Here is a 12,600-nt window from a genome sequence, read left to right as displayed (position 1 = left end):
TATAAAGATCGATAAGCCGGGCCGCCGTAGCCGCCTTTTGAACCTTGTTGATCTGACAGACAGATTTTTATGAAAAAGATACTCTTATATATACCCCTGGTTGCCCTGCTTTTTTCGACAAGCAGTTGCGACAAAGGGTTCGATGAGCTAAACGTCAACCCAACAGCGGCCACGGCTCTCAACCCGGTATTCACGTTTAACAATGCTATGATTAGCACCTCGTTTCCGGGCAGTATACTGACCTTCGAGGAGCCTATCGTTCAGCAGATGTTCACGCCAAACTCAGGTATCGTTGCCGGTGGCAATTATAATATCGACAACAGAGGCCCCTCGGGCGTCAACGGAGGTATCTGGCGGCAGTATTACCAGAACGTCGTTCGGTATCTGGTCGACGTAATCAACCAGACCAAAGCCGACCCTAACCGGGCCAACCTCTACAATATGGCCCGCATCTGGAAAGCCTATACGTTTTCTGTACTGACGGATACGTATGGTGACATTCCATACAGCCAGGCTGGTGTTGGCTACATCTCGAATAATGTAACCCCCAAGTACGATACGCAGGAGAGCATTTATAATGACCTGATTAAGGAACTGACCGAAGCGACGGCCGCTCTCGATGCGTCGAAAGCAACCGAGGCTGGTGAGGTTACCTATGGTGGCGACATTACGAAGTGGAAACGGTTTGGCAATTCGCTCCTGCTTCGGGTGGGCATGCGTTTGTCGAAAGTAAACCCCACGCTGGCCCAGTCGACCGTTCAGAAAGCCGTTGCCGGTGGCCTGATGCAAACCAACGCCGATAATGCCGTTATTCGGAACAATGCCAACTATACCAACGGCGTAGGTGCTACGCTTAACTCGACCGAAGCGGCCAACTACTACCTGACCAAAATGTTTGTCGATTACCTGAAATCGACATCCGATCCACGTCTTGTATCGATCGCCGTTCGCTATGTAGGTGCCAAAAGTGGTCCGGAGCAGACGGCCGCCAGAGCCAGTCGTGACATAGCCCCCCAAATAGGCATGCCCCTTGGCTTCGATAATGGCACGATTACTGCCAGAGCCACGCAGGATGGTCTGGCCAGCTTTTACGATTACAGCCAGTTGGACCGTACCCGCATGGGAAGCCAGTTTGCACCCTGCTACCTGGTTACCTACGCCCAAACGCAGCTCCTGCTGGCCGAAGCGGCCCAGCGCACCTGGACAACCGGCAATGCTGCCGACTTTTACAATGCCGGGATCACGGCACACATGAAACAGTTGGGTGATTATGCCGCCACATCGCTGGTTGCCGATGCCGACATTGCAGCTTATCTGGCCAAAAATCCGTACAGCGCGGCAAAAGGCCTGGAACTGATCAATACCCAATACTGGGTGGCGTCTTTCCTGAACGGACCCGAAGTGTTCGCCAATTTCCGGCGGAGTGGGTTCCCGACTCTAACGCCTAACCCCTATCCGGGTAAGGAGATCAAAGGCAGCTTTATCAATCGGTTATCGTATCCGGACTCTGAAATTGCGGTGAACACCGCTAACCGGCAGGAAGCCGTTTCGCGGCAGGGAGCCGATGATCTGGACACCCGTGTTTGGTGGGATAAAAAGTAAGCTATTGACCAATCTAATCTAATGACAAGGCCCGGCTACACGTAGTCGGGCCTTCTTTTTAGTATAGTAATAGTTACTGTAACTGCTTCAGGAAGCGTACAAGGACCTCTTCTGATACAGCTACCTCAATGCGTTTGTGCGGATTGGTGAACCCGGCCACAATAGTTACTCCGGATTTGGGAATACCGAGTTGCTTCGCCAGAAATTCGATCAGGTAGGCGTTGGCCTTCCCGTCCTGCGCCGGTGCCCTGATCTTTGCGTTAAGCTGCCCGGCGGCATCGTAGAACAGTTGATCAACCTTGCTGCCGGGCTTTGCTTTCAGATGGAGCGTCATTGCTTTTCGTTAGTGAGTTACCGGGTATTTAACTATCAGCCATTGAAAGATAGAGCCCTAATAGCCAAAACTTAATAACTAATAACTAACGAAGTTGCTCCGCCAATACGGCGATGCCTTCGGCGAAGCTGTGGGGTTCGTAACCCAGTACCGTCCGGGCTTTGTCCAGAATAAAGCCGGTGCGGGGCGGGCGACGGGCCACCTGCGTAAAGGTCGATGCATCGGCCTGCGCAATCAGGGATTTGTCGAGGCCAAAATAATCGGCTGTCTGGATGGCCATTTCATAGGGCGTCAGTACCTCTTTACCGGAGATGTTGAAAATGCCTTCCGCTTCCTGGTCAGCGATGAGGAAGCAGCCCATTGCCAGATCTTCGGCCAGGGTCGGGCTTCGCCATTGATCGGTTACGACTTTGATATTTTTTCCATCTTCCAGTGACTTTTTAACCCAAAGAATGATGTTGCTGCGGCTCATATCGTGCGCAATACCATACACGAGCACCGTTCGGGCAATGGCCCAGCGGATGTCTGAATGCCGCACGGCCGATTCTCCCGCCTGCTTGCTCCATCCGTAGAAACTGATGGGATTCGCTTCGGCGGTTTCGTCGTAGGGACCGGCGGCCCCATCAAAAATAAAGTCGGTCGATACATGAACCAGAAACGCGTTGATGGGCCGACAGGCCTCAATGATGTATTCAACAGCGTGTACGTTCTGCGCCCAGCAGGCATCTTTCTGCACTTCGCACTTATCCACATCGGTCATGGCTGCCCCGTGGATAACGACGTCCGGCTGTACTTCGCCAATCACATCCAGCACCTGCTGGCGATCAGTTATATCCATTGACCGGTAGGTGTACCCTTCTGAAAAAGGCAAGCGGTTTTCGCCCCGTGCGGTGGCAATCAGTTCAACATCCGATTGCTGCGTTATCAGCCCAACCAATTTTTGGCCCAGCAACCCATTGGCGCCAGTGATGAGGATTTTTTTCATAAAGGAAGCAGTACCAGGAGCGCGGAGTGAGGAGGGCTGACGCAAGATAGAATGCTGGCGTCAACCCTCCTCACTCCGCGCTCCTAATACCTATAATTATACTGTTTCGTGATTTTCTTTTTCTTTACCCATTGACCGGTCATAGACATGCGGACGTCCTTTTCGGGGCGGTCCATTTCGTTTCGCGGTTGCTTGGCTACACTGTCAATAATAGCCAACCCGTCGATAACCTCTCCAAAAACCGTGTAATTGCCATCCAGATGAGGTGACCCGCCAAGAGTCTTATAAACTTGTTGCTGTTCATCGGTCGGGACATGTCCTTTCATGGCTTCGATGCGCTTTAGCTGCGTCTGCAACCCGGCATCGTCCCAAACGCGCCCCTGTACAATGTAGAACTGGCAACCACTCGATGCTTTCTCGGGATTACCGTCGCGGGCGGCTGCCAGGGCTCCTTTCTTATGGAACAGGGCCGGAACGAATTCGGCCGGGACTTTATAGCCGATATCGCCATTACCGAGGGGCTGGTCTGCCTGGGCTTTCCGCGAGTTTGGATCGCCCCCCTGAATCATGAACATCGGAATGACCCGGTGAAACAGCAGACTGTCGTAGAACTTCTGATTGACGAGCTTAATGAAGTTTTCCTTATGCTTCGGCGTTTGGTCGTAGAGCACCAGCCGCATGGTGCCGTACTGCGTATTGAGCGAAACGAGGTAATCTTTCTTCTTCCGATTTTGCCCAATGGCAAGCGCCGGAATCAATAGAAACAATAGGAGAAATTTATACATACCGTTTTTGGCGTATCAGTTGATGCCGGATAGACACTACAGATTGACTCGATTCTCGAAGGCATCTTTTAACCGCTGGTCGTGCGTTACGACCAGTAAACTGGCTCCTATCTGCTCCGACTGCTGCCGTAGCAGCGAAACTACCCGACTGGTGTTTTCGTCGTCGAGGCTGGAAGTTGGCTCATCGGCCAGAATGACATTGGGCTGATTCATTACCGCACGGGCAATGCTTACCCGTTGCTGTTCTCCCTGGCTTAGCTGATTGGTTTTTTTCGACAGATGATCGCCAAACCCCAACTGAGCGGCCAACTCCCGGGCGCGGGCTTTGTCCTGGGGTTTGTTGGCCAGGTAGTTCGCCATCAGCAGGTTATCCATTACCGACAGTGAGCTGACGAAGTGAGGCTTTTGGTAGACGATCCCCAGATTCTTGGCCCGAAAAGCTGCGGTTTCAGCCGCATTCAGCTTCGTCAAATCCGTCTGGTTGATCAGTACAGACCCGCTTTTAGGCGTCAAGAGTAAGGCCAGTAAATGCAGAAACGTCGTTTTGCCCGTACCCGACTGCCCTAAAACCAGCAGGGCTTCGCGGTCAGCGCAGTGAACATCGGGAAATGTGAACTGTTTGGTAGGGCCGTAGTCAAACCTAAGTTGATGAGTTGCCAGCATTGGAATAGAGCGAGTACCCACAAAAATAGGTAAAAGTTGTAATTTTGACGGTGTCATGTGATGTCGGGTTAAGAACCCGACATCACGACTTACCAACTCCACAATTCACCTATTTTGAAACGCATCGCCCTGTTTGCTTCCGGTTCCGGCTCCAATGCCGAAAAAATTGCCGACTATTTTACCGATAACGCCGACGTGAATGTCGCGCTGGTTGTTACGAACAATCCCAAGGCGGGTGTTATCGAACGCAGTCGGCGTCTGCATATCCCGGTACTTCTCTTCGACCGGAAGACGTTCTACGATACCGACAAGATCACGCAACTTCTTCTTAACCAAGAGATTGACCTGATTGTACTGGCTGGTTTCATGTGGCTGATGCCTGCTGATCTGGTACGGGCGTTTCCGAATAAAATAGTTAACATTCATCCGGCGTTATTGCCTAAATTTGGTGGTAAGGGTATGTATGGCCACTTCGTACACGAGGCTGTTGCAGCCACCCGAGAAACCGAGTCGGGCATTACAATTCACTACGTGAACGAACGATACGACGAAGGACAGATTATTTTTCAGGCGAGTTGCCCGGTAGTACCCACCGATACGCCCGACGACATCGCCCGGAAAGTGCAGGCTCTGGAACACGCCCATTACCCGCGCGTTGTAGCCGACGTTTTGACATCAATGACCACCCAACCATGAAAAAGCTGGCGTTTGTACTGTGTTTACTTAGCCTGACCGGCTGTTTCAGGCCCGCGGTTTATCTGCAAAACAAGCCAACCTATCCGGTCGATGTGTTTTATGACACGCAACGACCCGAACGTCCTTTTGCCCCCTTGCAGGACCTGGAAATAAAAGGCGAGGTACCTCTGGAAACCCGGCAATCGGGAAACAGGCGAATGCTTAGCCGGGGCAACGACATGCAGCAGAAAGAACTGATGCTTACCCGACTGACGCTACAGGCAAAGAAACTCGGTGCCGATGCGCTGGTTGCTGTCCGTTACACGTACTACACGTCCATGACCGACAACGGGTATGTAATGACCGGGCTGGCCGTCAAGTACAAAAAGGAAATAGAGCAGTAGCCGCCATAAAAAGAGGAAGCCCGGCAACGTGATGGACGTTGCCGGGCTTCTTTATTTTGCCAGCATGATTTTGTCATGCTGTTACAATCTATTTAACTTCTTCGTAGTCGACATACTCCCCACCTGTGAAAGAAGAATCTCCTTTCTTGGGCGCTGTGTTTACCCGTACTTCACCTTCCCGACTCCTGCCGGACGCTGACGTCTGTTGCTTTTGCTGCTTAACCAACTGTCGGCCAACGAGCAGGTAAAATACAAACCGGCGTACGGGCGGCACAAACAGAATAATAAGGGTGATGATGAACAGATATTTGAATAACATGTCTGGGTGTCTTTATCAGTAAATAAACGCTGCGACGACTCGTTTAGTTTTCCGGTGTGATAATCGGTTCATGTGGTGGATGAACTGCCAATCAGCCATCCTACTGAAAAGCTGATTTTTGCAAACTCTACTATTGGCCATACAGCGCTTTCCCGGCGGCTTCGTACTTATCCCCCGCCGACCATTGGGGGCGTGTAGCCCGGTCGGCTACCAGGCGGGCCGCATAGGCATAAGCCTGACAGAACTTCTGCGTATACCCAAAATCCAGCGACTCGGGGTTGTCGATGGCCTGGTGATAATATTTCTGGATAGCCTCGTCGAACGATTTAAAGCCGGGCGAGAACGTAGGGGCGGGAATCCCTTTGGCGGCAAAACTTACGTTGTCGGAGCGGTCAAACAGGCCCTGCTCGGGCGCCGGTTCGGCAAATACGCCAAGGCCAAACGCGTTAGCGGCTGTCTCAATTTCTGATTTAGCCCCTGTTCGTTCCAGCCCAATTACCGATATAATGGTCGTATCACTATAACCGGCCCCATCAATATTCATATCGAAAACAGTCTGTTTCAAAGGTACCAGCGGGTGTTCGGCATAATAACGGCTGCCCAGCAAACCCACCTCCTCGCCCGTCAGCGCAACCACCAGCACCGACCGTTTGGGCCGTTGCTGCGACAGCGCCTTGGCCGCTTCTAAAATAGCCACCGTACCCATGGCGTTATCCCGCGCACCATTAAAAATACTGTCGCCGGGCTGATAGGGCGTGCCACTTTGTTTGCCTACGCCGATGTGATCAAAATGGGCTGACAGCAACACATATTCACTTTTAAGGGCAGGATCGGTTCCCTCAATAATACCCGCCACATTCGCCGACATCGTCATGGTACGCGGCCGGCCGGATGTACGAATGCTGACCGATTGACCCGCTTCTTTGAGCTGTTTATACTGGTTGTTGGCGTTGTTGATCCACAGGTGGGTGACGGGCATAGCGCCCTCCGGCGTACTGGCAACGGATAACTGTTCGCGGTTGAAATACTGATTTACGAAGCCCCAGGGAATGGATTCGCTATACAGTTCGATCAGGGCAGCAGCGCCTTTTTCGGAGGCCAGCTTGCGCTTGGCAGCCGATGCATTGAAGATTTCGCGGGGGCCTTTGGCATCGGGCGAGCCACCCTGCGCCACCAGAATCCGGCCTTTCACATCGCGGCCTTTATAACCATCCTCACCATCTGTCAGGCCGTAACCGACATAAACAACCTCGCCCGACAGGTTTGTTGGACCACCTGCCATGACCACCAGTTCTTTACCCAGGTGCAGCGTATCTTTACCAATGAGCATGGTGCCGCTGCTGGCCGCTTTGACGCGCTCGAAGCTGATGGGCTGAAAGTAATCCGGCTTACCGGCTACATTGCCCGCCGGTTTGAGGCCCAACTGCCGAAACTGCTCGGCTATGTAACGGGCAGCAACCCGGTTGCCCTGCTCACCCGTTCGGCGACCTTCCAGTTCGTCGGATGCTAGAAACCGCATGTGTGCTTCGACCTCCGCACGAGACAGGCTGAACTCAGGTAGTTTGGTCGTTGGCGTCGCTACTGCCGAACGGGAAGAGGGTGATTTGGCGGGTCGATTCTGCGCCTGTACTGACACCGTCGTTAGTGACAGAGCGGTCAGGAAACCAAGGATAGAGAGTGATTGCATGATGAATGAGTTGACGGCGTAAAAGTACAAAAAACCAGAACGGCTTCCTGACCTTCCGGCCATCTCAGCGAATTTCAGTAGTTTCGCGGTTCATTTCAATCCGGTATGCCTCCTCGCTTCGCTACGACAAATTCTGAAAAAACGTATCTGCTCATTGCCGTCGGGTTGCTACTGCTGTACGTTTTTCCATACGTATGGCTCGGCGAAGGGGCACACCTCACCGTACACGATAATCTGGACAGCGATTTCCTGTATCTGTACCTGCTAAAAATCACCAATACAGCCTTCGACTTCGACCTCAGTACGGTCATTCCGAATATGATGAGCAGCGGCCCCCATGCCGCTACATCCTTTAGCGGCATTCCGCGATCGGCCTTCCGGACGGGGCTGAACGTTGAAGTTCTCTCGTTTTACCTGGCAGCGCCCTATACCGCGCACGTCATCAATTTTGTTGCCGTTCATGGTATTGGCTTTCTGGGCATGTACCTCTTGCTTAAAACGTATTTACTGCCCGAATCGCCGTGGGGACTGGCGCGGGTAGGCATCGCGTTTCTGTTCGCGCTGGTACCTTGTTACATCGTGCACGGGGCATCGGTAACGGGCCAGCCGTTGCTGCTGTTTGCCTTTCTGAATTTGCTGAACCGGCAGGGCCACTGGACCAACTGGCTTATTATCGTACTTTTTCCCTTCTATTCTTTCTTCGTTTGGGCGGGTCTGTTCATCTGCGTGGCACTGGGCCTTCTTGGCGTAGTGGTCGTGCTTCGGGACCGACAGATGAACTGGGATTACTTCAGTGGCTTGTTTCTGCTTTCGCTCCTCTATCTGGCCAGCGAGTGGGAGTTGATCTACGGGTTTGTCAATGAGACGTATATATCTCATCGGGTTGAGTTCAATTACGGTCGGCTGCGGTCTATGCGGCTCCTCAACAGCTGGTACCGGGCCCGTGATCTGTTCCTCTGGCCGATGTTCAACACCGGCGCCTTTCTAACACGGGGTATCCTGGCCGTAGCGATAGCGGGTGCGTATCAGGCGTTACGGAAGCGGGATTTCCGGTCGGCCAAGTGGCTGATCGGCCTACCGCTTCTGGCGCTGCTCATCTGCCTGATCCATGCGTTTTACCATTACCTGGTCATGTGGCTGGGCGATAGTCCGCTGGGCATGAAGTTCCGGGTGTTTCAGTTCGACCGGTTCTATTTCCTGCTGCCAACGCTCTGGTTTATTCTGTTTGCGCTGGCACTGCGCCAGTTCGAGGCCCGAGGCCGGTGGGTGAAGCTCTTTCTGGCGGCTCAGTTCATAACCATGATCATCGCCAACAAAGAGTGGAAAATCAACACAGGCAAAATGCTCGGCTACGTTACCGAAGCCGAGCATCCCTCCTTCCGGGCTTTTTTCGCCGAAAAACAGTTCGCGCAGCTGCGGAATTATATTGGCAAGCCACAGGCCGACTATCGTGTCATTTGCCTCGGCATGCACCCGTCTGTGGCGCAATTCAACGGCTTTTATACGCTGGATAGCTACCAGAATAATTACCCCCTGCCCTACAAGCACGCTTTTCGAAAGATCATCGCTGCAGAATTGGCGAAGGGTACCCCGAAGATGCGCGCTTATTACGATGCCTACGCCTGCCGGGCTTACCTCTACACGGCAGAGCTGGGCCTGCATTACCTGTTCGGCAAAACGCAGCAACCGCATCTAAAGCATTTACAGATCGACACGAACGCCCTGATGGCGTTGGGTGGTGAGTACGTGATCTCGGCGGTTCCTATCGACAATGCAGCCGAAAACCAGCTTCATCTCGAAAGTATCTTCACCAATACGGAGAGCTACTGGAAGGTGTGGCTGTATAAGGTGATGCCAACGGGTATTCAACATCAGGGCATAATGAGCGGCAGGCCAACCAGGAATCTGTCGTCGTCGTTGTATACCAGAACGGTTGACTGATCGAGTAGTTTGTACTTCATCAGGATGTTCTGCAAGCCAATTTTATTCGATGGCACAACGATCTTCTTTTTCTGAATATTATTCTCGACATACAGCATGCCATTTTGGGTATAGAGCCGTATCGTTAACGGATAATTGACGGCAATGACATTGTGTTTGATGGCGTTTTCGAATAAAATCTGCAGCGTGAGTGGCGGAATGAGGTAGGTCATGTACCGCGTTTCGATAGCCGTTTCTAGAAAAATGCCATCGTTATACCGGGTCTTGAGCAGGTGGAAATAGGCGCCGATAAAGTTCATCTCGTCCGTAAGGGGGCACAGATCCCGGTTATTCTGCTGGAGCAAATAGCGGTATACCGACGATAACTCATCCAGAAAGCGCTCCGCCTGATGCGCATCGGTTGTAATCAGAGCCGACAGGGAATTCAGGTTATTGAACAGGAAATGGGGATTGATCTGCGTTTTTAAGGAATCGAGCTGACTTTGCAGGTTTACTTTCTTTAACTCCTGCGCTTCGGCATACGACACCTGCCAGCGTTGGTACAGGTAAATGCCTTCGAAAACAGCCGCTGCCTGAACCGTCCCGACGACGGAGACGAGGGTATTGAAAAAATACGGCTTTACTTCAAACACATCCGTGGAGTGCCAAAGGCCAATAACCTGATAAAAATACGTTTGTGCGATGCGGATAAGGCTACAGAAAAAAATAAACCAGGCGAGTTGATAAAGTACCCGTTTGAGGGTTTGCGCCAGTTCGGGGTAGCGCTTCCGGGAAAGTAGTATTCCCAGACGATTCGTTTCCCAGACCAGAATAGCCCCCAAAATGAAGAAAAACGGAATGCGCCAATCGTCGGGATACGGAATGCCGGTATAACCGTACATCATCCACTGCCCGGCCAGAGACAGCACCGGGACGCCGATGATGCGCATCCATTTGTCATTTAACTGCTGCATGGTATCGGCCGGGCCATTCGTTTCTATAATTGGTCTCAAGCTGACACTTTCTGCCAGCACCCTTGTAGTCCAACGTCATTAAGTTAGTCGTGAAGGGCACCTGTACCACTGGATAATGCATGAGTTGTACTAAATAGGGGATGAAGTGTCATAACAGCAAGTTCAACTGCTTCGCGATTTCCGTCCAACGACCAGCAACTTCTCTGATTACACGGCCAGGGTCGGGGAGCTGCCGACCAGCGTTGTTATGCCCATCCTGCAAAGCAAGTAGATCGCCTAATTTCACTTCCTTATACGAAAACTTATTCCTGTTTTCGGGAAAAACGTTAGCCGATAACCCTAGCCTTCCAGACCGTATGCCTATGCTCACTTCAGACCGACGAACCTTTCTCAGGACCGCTGCGGCCAGTCTGCCTTTTGTTGCCTCAACCGGAATGACCTATGCTCCGGGTAAAAGCAGCGGGGCAGCGACTAAAGTAAATCCCATCCGGCTAAGCTGTAACCTCTATTCGTTCAATGAGCCGCTGATGAACGGGCAGATGACCCTCGAACAGGTGCTGGCATTCTGCGCCGATTTGGGCTTCGATGCCGTCGACCCAACGGGGTATTACTTCCCAAAGTACCCGGCCTTACCCGACGATAGCTATGTGTACCAGATCAAGCGAAAAGCTTTCCGAATGGGGCTCGATATTAGTGGAACGGGCGTCCGGAATGACTTCACCTTACCCGACGCCAACCGCCGGAAAGGAGAAATCGAACTGGTGAAAAAATGGACGGGTGTAGCCGCCCGTCTGGGCGCACCGGTCATTCGTATCTTTTCGGGTACGGGCAAAGAACTGCCAACGGGCTACAATCGGGATGCCGTCACGGCCCGGGTTGTCGAGGCCATTCGGGAATGTGCGGACTATGCGGCCAAGCAGGGCGTCATGATCGTACTACAGAATCATGCCGATTTCATTGAAACGGCAGACCATGTTCTGGACATTGTGCAACGGGTCAACTCCGAATGGCTGGCCGTCAACCTGGACATCGGCAGCTTCAAAATTGGCGACCCCTACGAGCAGATCGCACGTGTGGCGCCCTATGCTGCCACCTGGCAACTGAAGGAAAACCTGTTTGTTAACGGCAAAGAAGAAGCAACCGATCTTAGCAAAATCATGCATATCGTACACGACTCCGGCTATCGGGGCTATCTACCCATCGAAACGCTTGGCAAAGGCGACCCTCGCCTGAAAGTGCCGGTCTTTTACGAAAAAGTAAAAAAAGAGCTGGCGGTCATAGCGGGTTAGGCACGTATCCTTATCGACGTTTGTAATGCTGTCGGGCAAACCGCATAAACGTATCGGCGAGTCCTTCGCTTACGCCCTGTAGCTGAATAGAATACAAGTCCCGTTGAATGGACAGATTCTGGACGTCGAGGATTTTAAGGCTTCCGGCCTGAAGCTCATGCTGTACCGCAAAGACCGACACAAACGCCATACAGCGCGAACTGCCCAGATAGGACTTTATGCTTTCGGTATTACCCAGGTGCATGTCGATGGTCAGGTCGGTGAGTTTCAGACCCGCTCCCCGAAGTGCGTGCTCGATCACTTCCAGCGAACCGGACCCCCGTTCGCGGAGTACGATGGGAATTAAACGCAGTTCATCCAGCGTGATCTCATCGCGGTCGGCCAGCGGATGGTCGGCGCGGCAGATGAGCACGAGTTCGTCTTTGACGAAAGAGGTATAGCGAATGTCGCTGTGGTGCGTCCGGCCTTCCACCAGCCCCAGGTCGATGTCGTTATTCAGCAGCAGCTGCTCGATCTGCTCGGTATTTCCTGACACCAGTGAAATCGCCACATCGGCCGACTGTTCCCGAAAGCGGGCCAGTACCGGCGGAATCACGTATTGCGCCACGGTGGTACTAGCCCCCACCCGCAATGTCCCCCCCGATTCGCCTTTGAGGGCGTTCATGTCGAACTCCAGTTGGCGGTAGGTCGCCATGATGGTTTCGGCATGACGAAGCAGCACGGCTCCGGCGGTGGTCAGGCTGATCTGATTCCCCCGCCTGTCGAAGAGGGCTGTCCCGAACTGGTGTTCGAGTTCCTGAATGTGTTTGGTTACGGCGGGCTGCGTCACGTACAGTTCCGCAGCGGCTTTGGTGAAACTAAGCCGTTTGGCAACGGTATAAAAAACGTTGAGACGAAAGTCGAGCATGGCTATTGGGCGTTGAATAACAAGGTAAGCCAGCTTACGAAACGGAGGCAGAGGTC

General features: G+C 52.6%; 13 protein-coding genes. 5 read left to right on the top strand and 8 right to left on the bottom strand.

The genetic code is table 11. The annotated features are described in order from the left end of the window. Positions 1 to 69: 69 nt before the first annotated feature. A complete protein-coding gene (locus ACYVJM_RS20990) occupies positions 70 to 1,602 on the top strand; it encodes a SusD/RagB family nutrient-binding outer membrane lipoprotein (protein WP_461150192.1) in 1,533 nt (510 codons plus the stop codon). Between the two features lie 73 nt (positions 1,603 to 1,675). Here the strand turns inward: ACYVJM_RS20990 and ACYVJM_RS20985 are convergent, their stop codons facing one another. From ACYVJM_RS20985 to ACYVJM_RS20970, 4 genes are all read right to left on the bottom strand, one after another. Then, entirely contained in the window at positions 1,676 to 1,936 is a 261-nt protein-coding gene (locus ACYVJM_RS20985) for a DUF167 domain-containing protein (RefSeq protein ID WP_461150191.1), read from the bottom strand. An 85-nt stretch (positions 1,937 to 2,021) separates the two neighbouring features. Then, positions 2,022 to 2,921 (bottom strand): SDR family oxidoreductase, encoded by a 900-nt coding sequence (locus ACYVJM_RS20980; protein WP_461150190.1) that lies wholly within the window; start codon positions 2,919 to 2,921, stop codon positions 2,022 to 2,024. Between the two features lie 83 nt (positions 2,922 to 3,004). Next, complete coding sequence (locus ACYVJM_RS20975) at positions 3,005 to 3,706, bottom strand: peptidylprolyl isomerase (RefSeq protein WP_461150189.1); 702 nt, start codon at positions 3,704 to 3,706, stop codon at positions 3,005 to 3,007. A 36-nt stretch (positions 3,707 to 3,742) separates the two neighbouring features. Further along, positions 3,743 to 4,369 carry an ABC transporter ATP-binding protein gene (locus ACYVJM_RS20970; RefSeq protein ID WP_461150188.1) on the bottom strand — a complete coding sequence of 209 codons (627 nt, stop codon included), beginning with the start codon at positions 4,367 to 4,369 and terminating at the stop codon, positions 3,743 to 3,745. A gap of 114 nt (positions 4,370 to 4,483) precedes the next feature. Between ACYVJM_RS20970 and purN the strand changes: the two genes are divergently transcribed. Then, complete coding sequence (purN, locus tag ACYVJM_RS20965) at positions 4,484 to 5,065, top strand: phosphoribosylglycinamide formyltransferase (protein ID WP_461150187.1); 582 nt, start codon at positions 4,484 to 4,486, stop codon at positions 5,063 to 5,065. Next, a complete protein-coding gene (locus tag ACYVJM_RS20960; RefSeq protein ID WP_461150186.1) occupies positions 5,062 to 5,448 on the top strand; it encodes a hypothetical protein in 387 nt (128 codons plus the stop codon). The genes purN and ACYVJM_RS20960 overlap by 4 nt, the downstream gene beginning before the upstream one ends. Before the next feature lie 88 nt (positions 5,449 to 5,536). On the opposite strand, the gene ACYVJM_RS20955 is transcribed toward ACYVJM_RS20960, so the two are convergent. Then, complete coding sequence (locus tag ACYVJM_RS20955; protein WP_461150185.1) at positions 5,537 to 5,767, bottom strand: DUF4834 domain-containing protein; 231 nt, start codon at positions 5,765 to 5,767, stop codon at positions 5,537 to 5,539. Between the two features lie 130 nt (positions 5,768 to 5,897). Further along, positions 5,898 to 7,454 carry a M20/M25/M40 family metallo-hydrolase gene (locus tag ACYVJM_RS20950; RefSeq protein ID WP_461150184.1) on the bottom strand — a complete coding sequence of 519 codons (1,557 nt, stop codon included), beginning with the start codon at positions 7,452 to 7,454 and terminating at the stop codon, positions 5,898 to 5,900. A gap of 105 nt (positions 7,455 to 7,559) precedes the next feature. Between ACYVJM_RS20950 and ACYVJM_RS20945 the strand changes: the two genes are divergently transcribed. After that, on the top strand, positions 7,560 to 9,395 hold the full coding sequence (locus ACYVJM_RS20945) for a DUF6044 family protein (protein ID WP_461150183.1): 1,836 nt from the start codon (positions 7,560 to 7,562) through the stop codon (positions 9,393 to 9,395). Here ACYVJM_RS20945 and ACYVJM_RS20940 read toward each other — a convergent pair. Further along, positions 9,326 to 10,387, bottom strand: a complete 1,062-nt coding sequence (locus ACYVJM_RS20940) for a sensor histidine kinase (RefSeq protein ID WP_461150182.1) — start codon at positions 10,385 to 10,387, stop codon at positions 9,326 to 9,328. The genes ACYVJM_RS20945 and ACYVJM_RS20940 overlap by 70 nt on opposite strands. Before the next feature lie 317 nt (positions 10,388 to 10,704). Here ACYVJM_RS20940 and ACYVJM_RS20935 point away from each other — a divergent pair, with 317 nt between their 5' ends. Further along, positions 10,705 to 11,637, top strand: a complete 933-nt coding sequence (locus tag ACYVJM_RS20935; protein WP_461150181.1) for a sugar phosphate isomerase/epimerase family protein — start codon at positions 10,705 to 10,707, stop codon at positions 11,635 to 11,637. A 10-nt stretch (positions 11,638 to 11,647) separates the two neighbouring features. On the opposite strand, the gene ACYVJM_RS20930 is transcribed toward ACYVJM_RS20935, so the two are convergent. Beyond that, positions 11,648 to 12,544, bottom strand: a complete 897-nt coding sequence (locus ACYVJM_RS20930; protein ID WP_461150180.1) for a LysR family transcriptional regulator — start codon at positions 12,542 to 12,544, stop codon at positions 11,648 to 11,650. Between the last annotated feature and the right edge of the window lie 56 nt (positions 12,545 to 12,600).

The sequence above is a fragment of the Spirosoma pulveris genome (assembly GCF_054781875.1).
Note: the sequence above shows the minus strand (reverse complement) of the source record. Positions and strands in the feature narration are given on the sequence as shown.

What these genes read in the sequence shown, in the direction of transcription:
- ACYVJM_RS20930 (WP_461150180.1), bottom strand. Translation starts at nt 12,544, where the DNA reads ATGCTCGACTTTCGTCTCAACGTTTTTTATACCGTTGCCAAACGGCTT.
- ACYVJM_RS20950 (WP_461150184.1), bottom strand. Translation starts at nt 7,454, where the DNA reads ATGCAATCACTCTCTATCCTTGGTTTCCTGACCGCTCTGTCACTAACG.
- ACYVJM_RS20970 (WP_461150188.1), bottom strand. Translation starts at nt 4,369, where the DNA reads ATGCTGGCAACTCATCAACTTAGGTTTGACTACGGCCCTACCAAACAG.
- ACYVJM_RS20945 (WP_461150183.1), top strand. Translation starts at nt 7,560, where the DNA reads ATGCCTCCTCGCTTCGCTACGACAAATTCTGAAAAAACGTATCTGCTC.
- ACYVJM_RS20935 (WP_461150181.1), top strand. Translation starts at nt 10,705, where the DNA reads ATGCCTATGCTCACTTCAGACCGACGAACCTTTCTCAGGACCGCTGCG.
- ACYVJM_RS20955 (WP_461150185.1), bottom strand. Translation starts at nt 5,767, where the DNA reads ATGTTATTCAAATATCTGTTCATCATCACCCTTATTATTCTGTTTGTG.
- ACYVJM_RS20975 (WP_461150189.1), bottom strand. Translation starts at nt 3,706, where the DNA reads ATGTATAAATTTCTCCTATTGTTTCTATTGATTCCGGCGCTTGCCATT.
- ACYVJM_RS20985 (WP_461150191.1), bottom strand. Translation starts at nt 1,936, where the DNA reads ATGACGCTCCATCTGAAAGCAAAGCCCGGCAGCAAGGTTGATCAACTG.
- ACYVJM_RS20980 (WP_461150190.1), bottom strand. Translation starts at nt 2,921, where the DNA reads ATGAAAAAAATCCTCATCACTGGCGCCAATGGGTTGCTGGGCCAAAAA.
- ACYVJM_RS20990 (WP_461150192.1), top strand. Translation starts at nt 70, where the DNA reads ATGAAAAAGATACTCTTATATATACCCCTGGTTGCCCTGCTTTTTTCG.
- ACYVJM_RS20960 (WP_461150186.1), top strand. Translation starts at nt 5,062, where the DNA reads ATGAAAAAGCTGGCGTTTGTACTGTGTTTACTTAGCCTGACCGGCTGT.